This window comes from Ectopseudomonas oleovorans (genome assembly GCF_029845265.1).
Taxonomy (GTDB): Bacteria; Pseudomonadota; Gammaproteobacteria; order Pseudomonadales; family Pseudomonadaceae; genus Aquipseudomonas; species Aquipseudomonas oleovorans.
This window is the reverse complement of record NZ_JAOCLK010000026.1, coordinates 39,620-56,205: the sequence shown is the minus strand read 5'-3', so window position 1 is coordinate 56,205 and position 16,586 is coordinate 39,620. Positions and strand designations below refer to the sequence as shown.

The 16,586-nt window shown below is 64.4% G+C and carries 11 protein-coding genes and 1 pseudogene; 7 read left to right on the top strand and 5 right to left on the bottom strand.

The annotated features are described in order from the left end of the window. Window positions 1-733 precede the first annotated feature (733 nt). Complete coding sequence (locus tag N5J71_RS14340; protein ID WP_074858547.1) at window positions 734-1,489, top strand: winged helix-turn-helix domain-containing protein; 756 nt, start codon at window positions 734-736, stop codon at window positions 1,487-1,489. A gap of 10 nt (window positions 1,490-1,499) precedes the next feature. After that, window positions 1,500-3,107, top strand: coding sequence for an ATP-binding protein (locus N5J71_RS14335; protein ID WP_279917114.1), 1,608 nt, complete (start codon window positions 1,500-1,502; stop codon window positions 3,105-3,107). Between the two features lie 268 nt (window positions 3,108-3,375). Here the strand turns inward: N5J71_RS14335 and N5J71_RS14330 are convergent, their stop codons facing one another. Beyond that, complete coding sequence (locus N5J71_RS14330) at window positions 3,376-4,080, bottom strand: 4'-phosphopantetheinyl transferase family protein (protein WP_055985048.1); 705 nt, start codon at window positions 4,078-4,080, stop codon at window positions 3,376-3,378. A gap of 607 nt (window positions 4,081-4,687) precedes the next feature. Here N5J71_RS14330 and N5J71_RS14325 point away from each other — a divergent pair. After that, window positions 4,688-6,562: an MFS transporter gene (locus N5J71_RS14325; protein ID WP_279917113.1), complete on the top strand. Its 1,875-nt coding sequence runs from the start codon at window positions 4,688-4,690 to the stop codon at window positions 6,560-6,562. A 123-nt stretch (window positions 6,563-6,685) separates the two neighbouring features. On the opposite strand, the gene sugE is transcribed toward N5J71_RS14325, so the two are convergent. From sugE to N5J71_RS14310, 3 genes are all read right to left on the bottom strand, one after another. After that, window positions 6,686-7,000: a quaternary ammonium compound efflux SMR transporter SugE gene (gene sugE, locus N5J71_RS14320; RefSeq protein ID WP_279533640.1), complete on the bottom strand. Its 315-nt coding sequence runs from the start codon at window positions 6,998-7,000 to the stop codon at window positions 6,686-6,688. Window positions 7,001-7,141: 141 nt separating this feature from the next. Beyond that, window positions 7,142-8,089 (bottom strand): bile acid:sodium symporter family protein, encoded by a 948-nt coding sequence (locus N5J71_RS14315; protein ID WP_206407881.1) that lies wholly within the window; start codon window positions 8,087-8,089, stop codon window positions 7,142-7,144. Window positions 8,090-8,236: 147 nt separating this feature from the next. Then, window positions 8,237-9,106: a MurR/RpiR family transcriptional regulator gene (locus N5J71_RS14310; protein WP_074858535.1), complete on the bottom strand. Its 870-nt coding sequence runs from the start codon at window positions 9,104-9,106 to the stop codon at window positions 8,237-8,239. A gap of 203 nt (window positions 9,107-9,309) precedes the next feature. Between N5J71_RS14310 and zwf the strand changes: the two genes are divergently transcribed. The 4 genes and pseudogenes from zwf (at window position 9,310) to N5J71_RS14290 (ending at window position 14,215) form a co-directional block, all read left to right on the top strand. Beyond that, window positions 9,310-10,779, top strand: a complete 1,470-nt coding sequence (gene zwf / locus N5J71_RS14305; RefSeq protein WP_003462188.1) for a glucose-6-phosphate dehydrogenase — start codon at window positions 9,310-9,312, stop codon at window positions 10,777-10,779. Then, the gene (gene pgl / locus N5J71_RS14300; protein WP_074858532.1) at window positions 10,766-11,479 is read left to right on the top strand and encodes a 6-phosphogluconolactonase; all 714 of its coding nucleotides are present in this window, start codon (window positions 10,766-10,768) and stop codon (window positions 11,477-11,479) included. Before zwf ends, pgl begins: the two co-directional genes overlap by 14 nt. A 1-nt stretch (window position 11,480) precedes the next feature. Then, complete coding sequence (locus tag N5J71_RS14295; RefSeq protein ID WP_084341123.1) at window positions 11,481-12,152, top strand: bifunctional 4-hydroxy-2-oxoglutarate aldolase/2-dehydro-3-deoxy-phosphogluconate aldolase; 672 nt, start codon at window positions 11,481-11,483, stop codon at window positions 12,150-12,152. Window positions 12,153-12,293: 141 nt separating this feature from the next. Continuing rightward, a pseudogene (locus tag N5J71_RS14290) lies at window positions 12,294-14,215 on the top strand (methyl-accepting chemotaxis protein). A gap of 78 nt (window positions 14,216-14,293) precedes the next feature. Here N5J71_RS14290 and ggpS read toward each other — a convergent pair. After that, complete coding sequence (gene ggpS / locus N5J71_RS14285; protein ID WP_279917112.1) at window positions 14,294-16,552, bottom strand: glucosylglycerol-phosphate synthase; 2,259 nt, start codon at window positions 16,550-16,552, stop codon at window positions 14,294-14,296. Between the last annotated feature and the right edge of the window lie 34 nt (window positions 16,553-16,586).

Below are 16,586 nucleotides of genomic sequence, written 5' to 3'. Positions count from 1 at the left end.
TTTTGCCTTGTCTTGCCTGCCTCGCCTACGTTTTTCAACGGCCTGTTAACAACTGAGCCGCACGCGGCAGCGGGGCCGGGTACGGGGTGTCGCAAGAGCGGGCAGGGTGGACACGACTTCAAGTGCCGTCCTGGCGCATAAGTCACAGCGGGGCATTACCACGCCCCGCCTACTACATATAGTGGTCGACTTGCGGATAAGACCGCTGTCTGACCGGCTCACACGCAACGTCTGGCGTTGCTGCGCGGCTGTAACCCAGGCCAGTCCTGGGTTAGGGCGAAACGGTTAGCCGGGATATCTGGAAAACCCTGTGAAAAGGGCTTGCGCGATTCGTTCTTTTTGTGTCCCGTTTTCTGCAGTAACCCAACATCTGGTGGGTGCCGTGCAATAGGGATACAAGATAGTGCGCTGTTGGAGGCATTGCAAGGCGCTAGAAAAAGCACAGCCTGTGGATAAGCTGTGAGTGCCTTGTGGGTGTTAACAGCGTAGCCCGCGTGTTCTCTGGCTCTGGCTGCTAATGACCGTTCGTCGCTCCTGGCGGAAGGTTTGCAGCAATGTGGCGAAGCTGTTCGGCGGCGCACAGACTACCACTATATATAGTGTTTTTGGCATGTGCTGTGCTTAACCAGGTGCCAGGTCTGGGCGCTGGTTTGTCGCTCGCGCCGAGACGCGCTCAGCCCCTAGAATGGCGGCGGTGTTTGCGGCACTTGCCGCTATGCGAAGAGGAAAGGGTGTGGAACAAGAAGCGTGGCAGATTCTGATCGTCGAGGATGACCAGCGCCTGGCGCAGTTGACCCGCGAATATCTGGAGGGCAACGGCCTGCGAGTGGCCATCGAAGCCGATGGCGCGCGTGCGGCGGCGCGGATTCTCGCCGAGCAGCCGCACCTGGTGATTCTCGACCTGATGCTGCCGGGTGAAGATGGCTTGAGCATCTGCCGCAAGGTGCGCAGCGGTTACAAGGGGCCGATCCTCATGCTCACCGCGCGTACCGACGATATGGATCAGGTGCTGGGCCTGGAGATGGGCGCCGATGACTACGTGTGCAAGCCGGTGCGCCCGCGTGTGCTGCTGGCGCGCATTCGTGCGCTGCTGCGCCGCCGTGAGGGCGGCGAGAGTGAGCGTGACGAGGGTCAGCCACGGCGTCTGCAGTTCGGCGCGCTGGCCATCGACAGCGCCATGCGCGAAGCCTGGCTGGGCGAGCAGGGCATCGAGCTGACCAGCGCCGAGTTCGATCTGCTCTGGCTGCTGGCGGCCAATGCCGGGCGCATTCTGTCGCGCGAGGAGATCTTCAATTCCCTGCGCGGTATCGAGTACGACGGCCAGGACCGTTCCATCGACGTGCGCATCTCGCGTATCCGTCCGAAGATCGGTGATGACCCGATGCACCCGCGGATGATCAAGACGGTGCGCAGCAAAGGCTACTTGTTCGTCGCCGAGGCCGCCGAGGCGCTGCCGTTCGGTGATGCGTCGCCGATTCTGCGCGATTGATCGGACGGCCATGAACTCGATCTTCCTGCGCATCTATGGCGGCATGCTTGCCGCGCTGGTGCTGGTGGCGCTGCTGGGCGTCGGTACCCTGCACCTGGTCAACGAGGTGCGCGGCGACCAATACCGCGAAGGCCTGGCGCGCGGCACCTTCCGCCTGATGGCGGACAATCTGCTGCCGATGAACGAGGTGGAGCGCAAACGCGCCCTGGTGGTGTGGTCGCGCTTGCTTGGCATCCCGCTGGAACTGCAGGCCCTGAGCGAGGTGGCGCTGGAAAGCAGCGAGCGCAACCGGCTGCAGCGCGGCCACGTGCTGGTGCAGCAGACCGGCCCGCACTCGGCCAGGGTCTATGGCCTGCTCGATGGCAAGCAGCCGCTGCTGTTGACTGGCGAGATCCAGCAGATCAGCGAGCAGTTGGCGCGGGCCACCAACTACCTGCTGATCGACGAACTGGTGCGCTACCCGGTGCATGAGCAGCCGCAGCGCCTGGCTGAACTGAAGGCGGCCAAGCAGTTCGGCTTCAACCTGCAGTTGGTGCGGCTCGAGGACGCCACCCTCGACCTCGACCAGCGGCGGCGTATCGATGAGGGCGATACGGTGATGGCGCTGGGCAAGGGCGGCGACTCCATCTATGTGTTCTCCGGCATCGTCGATACACCCTGGGTACTGGAAATCGGCCCGCTGTACCAGATGAACCCCTATCCGCCGCAACTGCTGGTGCTGATCGGCGCGCTGGGCCTGAGCCTGATCGGGTTGATCGTCTATCTATTGGTGCGCTCGCTGGAGCAGCGCCTGCGTGCGCTGGAAAGCGCGGCTACGCATATCGCCAGCGGCCGCCTGGATGCCCGCGTACCGACACGTGGTGCGGACTCGGTGGGGCGCCTGGCCAGCAGCTTCAACGCCATGGCCGAGCACCTGCAGACCTCCCTAAGCACGCAGCGCGAGCTGGTGCGTGCGGTGTCCCATGAACTGCGCACGCCGGTGGCGCGCCTGCGTTTCGGCCTGGAGATGATTGCCGACGCGCCGAACGAAAGTGCCCGGCGCAAGTACATGGACGGCATGGACAGCGATATTCAGGACCTCGACAAGTTGGTCGACGAGATGCTGACCTACGCGCGTCTGGAGCAGGGTTCGCCGGCGCTGAACTTCCAGCAGGTGGAACTCAAGGCGCTGATCGATCAGGTGATCGACGAGCTGGCGCCGCTGAGCAACAAGGTGCGCGTGGAATGTGGCGCGGTGCTCAGTGTGCAGGGGGATGGCGCCTGCTGGGTCGAGGCCGAGCCGCGCTACCTGCACCGCGCGTTGCAGAATCTGGTGAGCAACGCCATGCGCTACGCCGAGGGCAAGGTGCTGATCAGTTGTGAGGTGGGCTACAAGCGCTGCCGTATCGATGTCGAAGATGATGGGCCTGGCGTGCCGGAGGAGGCCTGGGAGCGTCTGTTCAGCCCTTTCCTGCGCCTTGATGACAGCCGCACGCGGGCCTCTGGTGGGCATGGTCTGGGACTGTCCATCGTGCGCCGCATCATTTACTGGCATGGCGGGCGTGCGCAGATCAGCCGCAGCGACAGCCTGGGCGGTGCGCGTTTCAGCCTGGTGTGGCCACGGCAGCAGGGGGAGTAGGGCGCGACTGTGTGCTGGACCTGGTGCGCTGTGCGCACCGATTTTTTGCCTGCGCTGTAGCCGGATGCAATCCGGGGCGATTGAGCTCGGCCAAAAGCATCGCGGCTGAAGCCGCTCCCACGGGACCTGTGGGCGTCTGTAGGAGCGGCTTCAGCCGCGATAGCTCTATCCAGCTCGCATGAAATCCGGTCTGCGCCGTGACCGCCGCCGGCTTTGCAGGGTGCGCCGCGCGCACCGGGTTATCCATCAATGCTGTTGTGTTGCGTGATCACGCCGCCACGGCCACCAGACTCAGCACCTTGTTATCGAACAGCGCGAACTGGCCATCCAGCTCGGCGCCCGTGCGCCAGTCTGGGTGCAGGTCGATCAGCAGGCGCAGGCGTGCGCTGTCGTGGTCCATTTCCAGCAACTCGGCGTCATGGAAATAGAAGCGCGTCAGGGTCAACGGGTAGAGCGCCTTGAACAGGCTCTCCTTGAGCGAGAAGGTCAGGCTGATGCGCGCGGCGCGGGTCTTGTTGTCCAGGTTTTGCAGGCGCTGCAGTTCGGCGGGAGTGAGAATTTCGCCCTGCAGACGCTGGGCGCGCTCTGCGGGCAGCAGGCGCTCGACGTCCAGGCCTAGCGCGCGCCAATGCTCACGCTGGGCGACCAATGCAGCAGCCCAGTTGGCGCCATGGGTGATGGAGCCGACCACGCCGCGTGGCCACTGCGGCGCGCGGTCTTCACCTACGTCTGGCACGCTGGGCTGGCCGGTCACGCGGCGTAGTGCCTCGCGGGCACATAGGCGTCCGGCCAGGTACTCGGCCTGGCGCTTGGCGACGCCGCGCACCGGGGCGATATCGCAGCGAGCGAAGTCATCTTCTGCGAGCAGGGCTGGGTCGAAACGGGTGCTGATCAGCTGCGCGCCGGGCAGTACGCGGGGCAGCGGGTTGTGCGTGTCGAGAGGGCTACAGCAGGCGGGGTGGTGAGCGTTCATGGGCGCGATTGTGCCGCGCGGCGGACCGTGCAGTCATCTGCCGTTTACATTTCTTTGCAGGCAGGTAACAAAGCTAAACGGACGCTGAGGCTGGCTTTTGTCAGACTGCGCTGGCATTCCCCAGGGAGTGCAGGTGAGGTTGTAGTCAGTGCGAGGGCACTGACGTTTTCTCCGAGTTCGAGAACGGTAGCCCGATTGGGCTGCCGTTTTTTTTGCGTTGCGTTCTGTGGCGCGCGCGTTGTAGGAGGCGCTTCAGCGGCGAGCTTTGTGCAGATGCAGTCGCGGCTAAAGCCCCTCCCACAAAGGTAATGCTGTTCACATAAGAAATGGTGGAGCGTGAATAGTCCCCTGGCCCCTTTGGGGGAAGGGCGGGCCGCGTTCGAATAGGGGAAGTCGGCGGTTTTGCTGCTATTTTCAGCCCTCTCCCCCAGCCCCTCTCCCATGAATGGGAGAGGGGGGGCTAAGCGCTCGCGGCCCTAGATGAACAGCATCACCTCCCACGAAGTCGCTTTAGCCAAGGCGCTCGTATTTGCCCTGTGGCTTTCGTGGGGGGATTTGCAGTCAAATGCCTGTGCGGGTAAATCTACCCCCGCGAGGACCATGGACGATGACCCAACAATCGCAGTTCGCCCTGCTCGGCAAGAAGCGCTTTCTGCCGTTTTTCGTGACGCAATTGCTCGGCGCCTTCAACGACAATATCTTCAAGCAGTCGCTGATTCTCGCCATCCTCTTCAAGCTCAACACGGGCGCCGACCGCGATCTGCTGGTCAATCTCTGTGCCTTGCTGTTCATCCTGCCATTCTTTCTGTTCTCCGCCCTCGGCGGCCAGTTTGGCGAGAAGTTCGCCAAGGACGCGCTGATCCGCAAGATCAAGTTCGCCGAGATCCTGATCATGCTCGCCGGTGCCGTCGGGGTGCTGCTGGACAACCTGCCGCTGATGCTTGTCGTGTTGTTCGCCATGGGTACGCAGTCGGCGCTGTTTGGCCCGGTGAAGTATTCGATTCTGCCGCAGCACCTCAGGGAGCAGGAGCTGGTGGGCGGCAACGCCCTGGTGGAGATGGGTACGTTCCTGGCGATTCTGGCTGGCACCATCGGCGCCGGGATCATGATGGCCAGCAGCAATTATGCGCCCATCGTCGCCGGTTCGGTGGTGGCTGTGGCGCTGCTTGGCTACCTAGCCAGCCTGGGTATTCCCAGGGCGTCGGCGGCGATGCCTGAGTTGCCGCTGGACTGGAACATCTTTCGTCAGTCCTGGGCCATCATGAAGCTTGGCCTGGGCCAGCGTCCGGCGGTGTCGCGCTCGCTGGTGGGCAACTCCTGGTTCTGGTTTCTCGGCGCGATCTACCTGACGCAGATTCCGGCTTACGCCAAGGAGTGGCTGTACGGTGACGAGAGCGTAGTGACGCTGATTCTCACCGTGTTCTCGCTGGGTATCGGCCTGGGCTCGATGCTTTGCGAGCGCATGAGCGGGCACAAGGTGGAGATCGGCCTGGTGCCGTTCGGCTCCATCGGCCTGACCCTGTTCGGCATGCTGCTGTGGTGGTTCTCCGGCGGTTTCCCGCAGGGCGCTGCGCCGCATGACTGGCTGGCGCTGCTGGGTTACGGTCAGGCCTGGTGGATTCTCGGCTGCATCCTCGGCATCGGTCTGTTCGGTGGCTTCTATATCGTGCCGCTGTATGCGCTGATCCAGTCGCGCACCGCCGAGCACGAGCGGGCGCGGGTGATCGCGGCCAACAATATCCTCAATGCGCTGTTCATGGTGGCGTCGGCCATTGCAGCGATCCTGTTCCTGAGCGTCGCCGGGCTGTCGATTCCGCAGCTGTTTCTGGTGGTGTCGCTGATGAACATCGCGGTCAACAGCTACATCTTCAAGATCGTCCCCGAGTTCAGCATGCGCTTTCTCATCTGGCTGCTGGGGCATTCGATGTACCGGGTCGAGCACAAGGGCCTCGACGCGATTCCCGACGAGGGGCCAGCGGTGCTGGTGTGTAACCACGTGTCCTTCGTCGATGCGCTGCTGATCGGTGGCGCGGTGCGGCGGCCGGTGCGCTTCGTCATGTACTACAAGATCTACGACCTGCCGGTGCTCAATTTCATTTTCCGCACCGCCGGCACCGTGCCGATTGCCGGGCGCAACGAGGATCTGCTGATCTACGACGCGGCGTTCAGGAAGATCGCCGAGTACCTGCGCAATGGCGAGCTGGTGTGCATCTTCCCCGAAGGCAAGTTGACCGCTGATGGTGAGCTTGACGAGTTCAGGTCGGGCGTCGAGCGCATTCTCGAAGAGAACCCAGTGCCGGTGATTCCCATGGCGCTGCAGGGCTTGTGGGGCAGCTTCTTCAGTCGCGACCCGCACAAAGGGCTGTTCAAGCGCCTGTGGTCGCGGGTGTGCCTGGTGGCGGGAACGCCGATTGCGCCGGAGCAGGCCAAGCGCGAGGCGTTGCAGGCGCAGGTGGCGGCCTTGCGTGGGGATTGGCGTTGACTTGAACCATGTGGGAGGGGCTTTCGGCTCGGGCATCCTGCTTCGCTCTACCTCCTGCATCCCTGCAGTTGCAGCCGCGATTCGCCGCTAAAGCGCCTCCCACGAAGCTGGATTCCGGCTTTTTCAGTGGCTCAGCTTGAGACCGATCAGCCCGCAGACGATCAGCGCGACGCTGGCCAGGCGCAGCAGCGCCATGGATTCGCCGAACAGGATGATGCCGGCGATCACCGTGCCCACGGCGCCGACGCCGGTCCAGATGGCGTAGGCGGTACCCAGCGGCAGTTCCTTCATGGCCAGGCCGAGCAGGGCCAGGCTGACCAACATGGCGCAGACGGTCAGCGCCGTTGGCAATGGGCGGGTGAAGCCTTCGGTGTATTTCAGGCCGATGGCCCAGCCGACCTCGAACAGGCCGGCGAGAAACAGAATGATCCAGGACATAGTCACCTCCAGTGGCTGAAGGGGCCGTCCCCGGATGAGCCACCCTGGGCTCAGGGTGTGGAGGTCGTCCTCGCGTGCGCCATTATTGTGCACATTGGCGCGTCCGGGGCAAGGCGCCCCGGATTGGTGCGAGATGCTGAGTCAGTCTGCGCTGTGCTTGGCGTTCTGGCCCATGCGGCGGTACAGGGTCGCCAGCAGCGGGCCGGACAGGTTGTGCCAGACGCTGAACAGGGCGCTGGGCACGGCGGCCAGCGGGCTGAAGTGTGCGCTGGCCAACGCGGCACCGAGGCCGGAGTTCTGCATGCCGACTTCGATCGACAGCGTCTTGCGCTGCGCCAGCGACATGCCGAACAGGCGCCCGGCCAGGTAACCCAGGCCCAGGCCGATGCCGTTGTGCAGGATCACCACGGCCATGATCAGCAGGCCGGATTCGGCGATCTTGCCCTGGCTGGCGGCGACGACCGCAGCGACGATGGCGACGATGCTCACCACGGAAATCAGCGGCAGCACCTCGACCGCGGTCTTAACTCGTTCGCCGAGCAGGCGCTGGGCGATCAGGCCCAAAGCGATGGGCAGCAGCACCATCTTGAGGATGGAGATGAACATGGCGCTGAACGATACTGGCAGCCATTCCGAGGCCAGCAGCCAGATCAGTGCCGGGGTGACGATGGGGGCGAGCAGGGTGGTGACGGCGGTGATCGACACCGACAGCGCCAGGTCGCCACGGGCGAACCAGGTGATCACGTTGGAGGCGGTACCGCCTGGGCAGCAGCCCACCAGAATCACGCCCACGGCGATTTCCGGCGGCAGGGCGAATGCCTGGCACAACAGCCAGGCGGTGCCGGGCATGATGATGAACTGAGCCAGCACGCCAAGCAGCACGGCCAGCGGGCGGCGGGCGACTTCCTGGAAGTCCGCGCCCTTGAGGGTCAGGCCCATGCCGAACATGATCAGCCCGAGCAGCGGCACGATCCAGGCGGTCAGCGGCAGGAACCAGCTGGGCTGGAAGAATGCCATGACGGCGAACAGCAACACCCAGACGGCGAAGGTGTTGCCGATAAAACGGCTGAGGGCAATCAGTGCTTGCATGGCAGATTTCCTGGCAGGTTCGGAAAAGCCGGCAAGCCTACCAGAAGCGTCCAGCGCAGCAGAACTGTAGGAGCCGGCTTGCCGGCGATGCTTTTCCAAGGAGTGTCGATAGAACCGATCGCCAGCAAGCTGGCTCCTACAAAAGCCCTAGAGCGGCTCTTCGTCCGCCGGGTAGCGGCTGGCGCTGAGGCTCTCCTTGATCTTGCGCAGGTGCGGCTGGAAGTCGACGCCGCGGCGCAGGGTGACGCCGGTGGCGAGCACGTCGAGCACGGTGAGCTGGATGATGCGCGAGGTCATCGGCATGTAGATGTCGGTGTCTTCCGGCAGTGGAATGTCCAGGCTCAGGGTGCTGGCCCTGGCCAGCGGCGAGCCGGCAGCGGTGAGGCCAAGCACCGATGCACCGTTCTCGCGGGCCAGACGCGCCACTTCCACCAGCTCGCGGGTGCGCCCGGTGTAGGAAATGATCACGAACAGATCGCCGGTGTGCGCCACCGAGGCGATCATGCGTTGCATCAGCACGTCGGAATGCGCTGACACCGCCAGGTTGAAGCGAAAGAACTTGTGTTGCGCGTCGAGCGCCACCGAGGCCGAGGCGCCGAGGCCGAAGAAATGGATCTGCCGCGCCTGGATCAGCAGGTCGACGGCGCGGCTGATGTGCTGCGGGTCGAGGCTCTGGCAGGCGCTGTCCAGCGAGGCGATGGTGCTGCCGAAGATCTTGCGCGTGTAGGCCTCGGGGCCGTCGTCGGCCGATACCGCACGGCTGACGTAGGCGGCGCCGCTGGCCAGGCTCTGCGCCAGCTGCATCTTCAGTTCCGGGTAGCCGTTGGCACCGAAGGAGCGGCAGAAACGGTTGACCGTCGGCTCGCTGACACCCGCCGCCTGGGCCAGTGCGGCGATGCTGAAGCGCGTGGCCTGCTGCGGGTCGTGCAGGATCACTTCGGCGACCTTGCGTTCGGCCTTGTTCAGGTCGTCCAGGCGGCTCTGGATCTGTTCCAGCAGGTTGCGCACGCGGTCCATAAGGGCTCCTAACAGGCGGTTGAACGGGCTTGGCGACAGGCGATGGGCGGTAAAACAACCGGCCTATCCTACTGATGCCGCCTCAAGGTCACCACTGACTTATCGGATGCAGTGAATGATGTTGTTGCTATCACAACATTTTTCCTTGATAAAAGCAGTATCACCCGGTATTTCTAGTGCATCTTGATAAAAGAACAAACTCCATGCCCGCGATAAAGCTTGAATCCTGCACCTTTGCCTTGTTCGGAGCGCTGGGCGATCTGGCCTTGCGCAAGTTGTTTCCCGCGCTTTACCAGCTTGATCGCGCTGGTTTGCTACACGATGCCACGCGCATTCTCGCCCTGGCCCGTGAAGCGGGCGAGCCGAGCGACCACCTGCGTGCCATCGAGCAGGCGTTGCGCCTGCATGTGCCAGCCAAGGAGCTGACGGAAACCGACATGGCGCGGTTCCTGGCGCGTCTGAGCTACCTGACCATGGACTTTCTCAAGGCCGAGGACTACTCGGCGCTGCTCGAGCAGGTCAGCCCGCAGGATCAGTTGATCGCCTACTTCGCCACGCCAGCCTCGGTATATGGCGGCATCTGCGCCAACCTGGCCGCGGTGGGCCTGGCCGAGCGCTGCCGGGTGGTGCTGGAAAAGCCCATCGGCCACGACCTGGCCTCTTCGCGTGCGGTGAACGATGCGGTGGCGCAGGTGTTCGCGGAGAACCGCGTCTATCGCATCGACCATTACCTGGGCAAGGAGACGGTGCAGAACCTGATCGCCCTGCGCTTCGCCAACAGCCTGTTTGAAACCCAGTGGAACCAGAACCACATCTCCCACGTGGAAATCACCGTGGCCGAGAAGGTCGGCATCGAGGGGCGTTGGGGCTATTTCGACCAGGCCGGCCAGCTGCGCGACATGATCCAGAACCACCTGCTGCAGTTGCTCTGCCTGATCGCCATGGACCCGCCCAGCGACCTGTCCGCCGACAGCATCCGCGACGAGAAGGTCAAGGTGCTCAAGGCTCTGGAGCCGATCAGCGCCGAACAGCTTGGCCAGCGCGTGGTGCGCGGCCAGTACGTGGCCGGCAGCAGCGACGGTCGGCCGGTGCCCGGCTATCTGGAAGAAGAGAATTCCAACACTCAGAGCGACACCGAAACCTTCGTCGCCCTGCGTGCCGACATCCGCAACTGGCGCTGGGCCGGCGTGGCGTTCTACCTGCGCACCGGCAAGCGCATGCCGCAGAAGCTGTCACAGATCGTCATCCACTTCAAGGCGCCGCCGCACTACATCTTCGCCCCGGAGCAACGCCAGCTGATCGGCAACAAGCTGATCATCCGCCTGCAGCCGGACGAGGGTATCGCCCTGCAGGTGCTGACCAAGGATCAGGGCCTGGACAAGGGTATGCAGCTACGCAGTGGTCCGCTGCAACTGAGTTTTTCCGATACCTACCGCAGCGCGCGCATCCCCGATGCCTACGAACGTCTGCTGCTGGAAGTGATGCGCGGCAACCAGAACCTGTTCGTGCGCAAGGACGAAATCGAATATGCCTGGCAGTGGTGCGATCAGCTGATCGCCGGCTGGAAGCAGCTCGGCGAGGCGCCGAAACCCTATACCGCCGGTAGTTGGGGCCCGATGGCGTCGGTTGCCTTGATCACCCGTGATGGCAGGAGCTGGTATGGCGATCTCTGAACTGCAACTGCCGCCAGGCGTCCGGGCCTGTACGCATGACGCTGCCGGACCAATGGCTCAGGCGCTGGCCGTGCGCGTGGCTGATGCCTTGCGTGAGGCCATCGCCGTTCGCGGTCAGGCGACCCTGGTGGTGTCCGGCGGGCGCAGTCCGGTGTCGTTCTTCGAGGCGCTGGCGCAGCAGGATCTGCCCTGGGCGCAGGTGCGGGTCAGCCTGGCCGACGAGCGTTGGGTGCCGGTCAATCACGCCAGCAGCAACGAGGCGCTGGTGCGCCGTCATCTGCTGCGTGGCGCGGCCTCCGAGGCGAAGTTCCTCGGCCTGTACCGGGTCGCCGGTAGCCTGGAGCAGGCGGCCGAGTTGGCCGATGCGGCCTTTGCCGAACTGCCGCCGATCGACGTGCTGGTGCTCGGCATGGGCGACGACGGCCACACCGCCTCGTTGTTCCCGGACAGCCCCAATCTCGATCTGGCGCTACGCGCCGACTGCTCGCGCCGGGTATTGCCGATGCAGGCGCCGAGCCAGCCCGCACAGCGCCTGACCCTGACCCTGCCGCTGCTGGCCGGCGCGCGCCTGCCGCTGCTTGCGATCCAGGGCCAGGCCAAGCTGGCCACCCTGGCCGAGGCGCTGGCGCCCGGCGAGGTGGCGCGCATGCCGATCCGCGCCTTCCTGCATTCCCCTCTCGAAATCTATTGGTGCCCCTGACATGACCAGCCTCGACCAAGGCCAGCGCGCGCGCATGGCCGACAAAATCGCCGAGATCGACCGCATCTGCGCCCAGGCACGGATCATGCCGGTGATCACCATCGCCCGTGAGGCGGACATCCTGCCGCTGGCCGATGCGCTGGCTGCCGGTGGCCTGCGCGTGCTGGAGGTGACCCTGCGTTCCGAGCACGGCCTGGAGGCGATCCGTCGTCTGCGCGCCGAGCGTCCTGAGCTGTGTGTCGGTGCCGGCACCGTGCTGGACGAGGACATGCTGGCCGCCGCCACGGATGCTGGGGCGCAGTTCATCGTCACCCCGGGCAGTACCCGCGAGCTGCTGCTGGCCGCGCTGGACAATCCGCTGCCACTGTTGCCGGGCATCAGTAGTGCGTCGGAGATCATGATCGGCTACGCCCTGGGCTATCGCCGCTTCAAGCTGTTCCCCGCCGAGGTGTGCGGCGGGGTGGCGGCGCTCAAGGCGCTGGCCGGGCCGTTCGCTGGCGTGCGGTTTTGCCCGACCGGCGGTATCACCCTGGATAACCTGCAGCGCTACATGGCGCAGCCCAACGTCATGTGTGTCGGCGGTACCTGGATGTTCCAGCGCGAATGGGTGGAAAACAGCGACTGGGCGCGTATCCAGCAATGCAGCGCCGAGGCACTGCAGCTGTTGGACTGAAACGCGTCGCTGCCGATTGTCGGATCGACTTAAAATCTGTGCCGCGTTGGACGCCTGTGACGTCAGGTAATGTCATTGTGCTGGCGTCAATAAAAAAAATTCTCCAGCTAAACCTGAAACATCCGCAGTTGGAGAATTTTTATGAACACCTGGTTCGCTAATCTCAGCGTGACCCGCAAGCTTGCTCTCGGCTTCGGCCTGGTGCTGGCGTTGACCCTGGCGCTGGCCTGGACTGCCTGGAGCGGCCTGGGCAGCGTTATCCAGCGCAGCAGCTGGATGAGCGAAATTACGCAACTGAACGCCACGCTGACCAATCTGCGGATCGCCCGTCTGCAGTTCATGCTGGCCAAGGGCGATGCCCCCAGCACCGAGCGTTTGCTGACCAACCTCGACATCTATCTGCAGCAGCAGAAAAAATTGCTCGGCACCTTCACCAATCCAGTGAACGTCAAGCTGCTGCAGGAGCAGGACCGCTATAACCAGGACTACCAGCGCTCTCTGGCCGGCATGCGCGCCGCCTACGCAGTAGCGGCCAAGGTGCGTGATCAGGTCGCTGTCGAAGACCAGCAATTGAGTGAGCTGCTGGCCACGATGCGGCGCAGTATCGAACAGCTGCCGGAATACGACGCCAATCGCTTCCCGCAACTGCAGGCGCTGACCGCTACGCATGGCGAATTGTTGCGCCTGCGCTATCTCTTGAACGTTATGACAGCGCCCCCGATGCCCAAATCGAACAGGCGCTGTCCGAGCGTATCGCCATGGCCCGTGCCAGCCTGGATACCCTGGAGCAGGTTTTTGGTAGCACCCAGCAAGAAGCCGTACGCCGTATCGAGGCGGCCCTGGCGCAGTTCGAGCAGACCGTGCAGGCGTTCAAGGGCGCCACGGCCGATATCGCCCGCACCCGTCAGGAAATGACCGACCAGCAGACCGAGATCGTCCGCATCAGTGACACCCTGTACAAGTTCCAGATCGAGCGTCTGGCCATCGAGAGCGCCGAGGCGCGCACCTGGCAGATCATCGCCGTGCTGCTGGCGCTGCTGTTCGGTGTGTTGGCAGCCTGGCTGATCACGCGCCAGATCACGCGTCCGCTGCAGGACACCCTAGGCGCCGTGCAGCGTATTGCCGATGGCGACCTGACCGAGTCGGCGCGCATCACGCGTCGTGACGAGCTGGGCATGTTGCAGCAGGGCATCGCGCAGATGGCCGGCACCCTGCGAGAGCTGATCAGCGGCATTCGCGATGGCGTGGCGCAGATCGCCAGCGCTGCCGAGCAGCTTTCCGCCGTGACCGAGCAGACCAGCGCGGGTGCCAATCATCAGCGCCAGGAAACCGATCAGGTGGCCACGGCCATGCATGAAATGTCCGCCACCGTGCAGGAAGTGGCGCGCAATGCCGAGCAGGCCTCCGATGCCGCGACCGCTGCCGATGCCGAAGCGCGTCAGGGTGATCAGGTGGTAGCTCAGGTGGTGTCGCAGATCGAGCGTCTGGCTGCCGAAGTGGGGCGTTCCTCCGAGGCCATGACTGGCCTGCAGCAGGAAAGCGACAAGATCGGCAGCGTGATGGACGTGATCAAGTCGGTGGCCGAGCAGACCAACCTGCTGGCGCTCAACGCTGCCATCGAGGCGGCGCGGGCCGGTGAGGCCGGTCGTGGGTTTGCCGTGGTGGCCGATGAAGTGCGCGGCCTGGCCCAGCGTACGCAGAAGTCCACTGAGGAAATCGAAGCGCTGATCGCCGGCTTGCAGAGTGGTACTCAGCAGGTGGCAGCGGCGATGCGCACCAGCCGCGACATCACCGACAGCAGCGTCGAGCTGACCCGCAAGGCCGGTGTGTCGCTGGCCAGCATCACCCAGGCGGTGTCCAACATCCAGTCGATGAACCAGCAGATCGCGGCGGCCGCCGAAGAGCAGAGCGCCGTGGCCGAAGAGATCAGCCGCAGCGTGATCAGCGTGCGTGACATCTCCGAACAAACTGCCAGCGCCAGCGAAGAAACCGCTGCCTCCAGTGCCGAACTAGCCCGTCTGGGCGGTCAGTTGCAGGCCATGGTCAGCCGCTTCCGCGTCTAAGCCTGCAGTCGTGTCGGTGCGTACAGCGCACCCTACGTCGACCGCGTAGGATGCGCTGTGCGCACCGTCTGGTCGAGCTTAGCTGGCCAGTGTCAGCGACGGCTGTTCTTCCGTGGGCGCCACGCCGGCGAGGACGTCCTCGCCCCAGCGGCGAATGTCGTTGAAGCAGACGATATCGAACAGCTCGCGCAGGCGCGCCTGGGCTTCGCTCTTGGGCAGGTTCAGCGCCAGGTAGCAGGTCTGCGCCAGGTCGGCTGGGTCGTGCGGGTTGGTCAGCAGCGCGCCCTTGAGTTCGGCAGCGGCGCCGGCGAACTCCGACAGCACCAGCACACCACGCCCGCCGAGCAGGCCTTGCGCTGCGACGAACTCCTTGGCCACCAGGTTGAGCCCGTCGCGCAGCGGGGTGATCCACATGACGTCGGCCATGGCGTACCAGGCGCTGACTTCCTCGAACGGCAGGCTGCGGAAGAAGAACTGCAGCGGCGTCCAGCCGATACGGGCGAAACGGCCGTTGATGCGACCGACCGCCTGCTCGATCTGCGTCTGCAGTTCGTCGTACACCCTCATCTCGCGCGCGGCGGGCACGCACACGGTGACCAGGGTGACCTTGCCGAGCAGCTCGGGGTTGTCGTCGAGCAGACGCTCGTAGGCGTTGAGTTTTTCCAGGATGCCCTTGGTGTAGTCGAGGCGTTCGACCGAGAGGATCAGCTTCACGCCTTTCATCTCTTCGCGTAGCTGCGCCATCAGCTCCTTGATCTTCGGTGCCTCCAATGCATTGCGCACGCGGTCGATATCCAGCCCTACCGGGTGCGCGCCGAGCTTGACCTGGCGCGTGCCGGTATCCAGCGCGGTGGTCATGCGCTCCAGGCCCACGGCGCAGCCATAGGTGATGAAGCGCGGCGCGCAGCTCTGTCTTTCCAGCGCTTTGAGCGGGAACACGCCGCGCGCGACGTCGACGAAGTTTTCCACCTGGCGTGGAATGTGGAAGCCGATGTAGTCGCACTGCAACAGGCTGCCGACGATCTGTCGGCGCCACGGCAACACGTTGAACACGTCGGCCGAGGGGAAGTAGGTGTGGTGGAAGAAGGCGATGCGCAGATCCGGGCGCAGCTCGCGCAGGTAGGCCGGCACCATCCACAGGTTGTAGTCGTGCAGCCAGACGATGGCGCCCTCGGCGGCCTCCAGCGCGGTGCGTTCGGCGAAGGCGCGGTTGACCTTGAGGAACACCTGCCAGTCGTCCTCGTTGAAGGTGGCGCGCTCCCAGAAGGTGTGCAGGGTGGGCCAGAAGGCTTCCTTGGAGAAGCGCTTGTAGAAGACGTCGACTTCCTCCTTGCTCAGCTTGACCCGCGCAGCGGTGAGCTTGGGATAGCGCTCGGCGTCCACCGTGGTGTGGCTGTCGAACGGCTCGTCACCGTCCTCGTGCACGGCCCAGGCCACCCAGGAGCCGGGGCGACCATCGCCGAAGAAACTCAGCAGGGTAGGGATGATGCCGTTGGGCGAGGTGGGGCGGCGGCGTTGCAGCTTGCCGGCGGCGTTGCGGTATTCCTCATAGGGCAGGCGATGATAGACCATCACCAGCTCGGCCTTACCCGGCTGCGCGGCCTGGCGGCGTTCGGCGGCGATGCCGTGCTCGCCAAGGAAGCCGAAATGGGCGAAGGCTTCGAGAATGCCGCCGCAGCCAGGGCGGCTGGCGTGCAGGGTGCGCGAGTGGCTGCGCGTGGCTTCTAGCAGCGCGCTTTCCGACTGGCCGACGCAAACACCGTGGAAGCTGGCGCTGAGCATCGACAGGTCATTGAGTGTATCGCCGGCGGCCAGCACCTGATCGTGGCTCAGCTCCAGCCAGTCGGCCAGTGCCTGCAAACTGCTGCCCTTGTTCACGCCCTTGGGCAGGAAGTCCAGGTACAGCTCGGCGGAGTACAGCAGGTCGCAACCCAGCTCATCGGCGATCTCGCGCAGTGCCGGGTTGGCCGCCTGTTCAGGCGTGCAGAAGTAGGAGCAGCGGCGCGCCTGCGGCACGTCCTGACGCTCCAGGCCGAACGGCTCGATGACGCTGGCTACCTGGGTTTCGCCGGGCCAGCGGGCATCGACCACACTCTGCAGCGGCTGGATCGGCTGCAGGCTGTCGCCATGCACCAGGGTCGCGCCGACGTCGGCGATGATGTAGTCCGGCTGCGGCAGTGTCGGGTCGGCCAGCAGCGGCAGCACCGCCTCCAGGCTGCGCCCGGTGACATAGGCGAGCTTGATCTCGGGGTGGGCGGCGATGGTCTGGTAGAGGCTCAGGCGATCTTCGGGATCGCCAGCGAGAAAGGTTCCATCCAGGTCGGTGGCTAATAGCATCGTTGTTTCTCCAGAAGTGGCCGGTGCGGCGTTG

Excerpts from the sequence above, each read along its gene's own strand:
- N5J71_RS14335 (WP_279917114.1), top strand. The coding sequence starts at position 1,500 with ATGAACTCGATCTTCCTGCGCATCTATGGCGGCATGCTTGCCGCGCTG.
- N5J71_RS14330 (WP_055985048.1), bottom strand. The coding sequence starts at position 4,080 with ATGAACGCTCACCACCCCGCCTGCTGTAGCCCTCTCGACACGCACAAC.
- N5J71_RS14325 (WP_279917113.1), top strand. The coding sequence starts at position 4,688 with ATGACCCAACAATCGCAGTTCGCCCTGCTCGGCAAGAAGCGCTTTCTG.
- sugE (WP_279533640.1), bottom strand. The coding sequence starts at position 7,000 with ATGTCCTGGATCATTCTGTTTCTCGCCGGCCTGTTCGAGGTCGGCTGG.
- N5J71_RS14315 (WP_206407881.1), bottom strand. The coding sequence starts at position 8,089 with ATGCAAGCACTGATTGCCCTCAGCCGTTTTATCGGCAACACCTTCGCC.
- N5J71_RS14310 (WP_074858535.1), bottom strand. The coding sequence starts at position 9,106 with ATGGACCGCGTGCGCAACCTGCTGGAACAGATCCAGAGCCGCCTGGAC.
- zwf (WP_003462188.1), top strand. The coding sequence starts at position 9,310 with ATGCCCGCGATAAAGCTTGAATCCTGCACCTTTGCCTTGTTCGGAGCG.
- pgl (WP_074858532.1), top strand. The coding sequence starts at position 10,766 with ATGGCGATCTCTGAACTGCAACTGCCGCCAGGCGTCCGGGCCTGTACG.
- N5J71_RS14295 (WP_084341123.1), top strand. The coding sequence starts at position 11,481 with ATGACCAGCCTCGACCAAGGCCAGCGCGCGCGCATGGCCGACAAAATC.
- ggpS (WP_279917112.1), bottom strand. The coding sequence starts at position 16,552 with ATGCTATTAGCCACCGACCTGGATGGAACCTTTCTCGCTGGCGATCCC.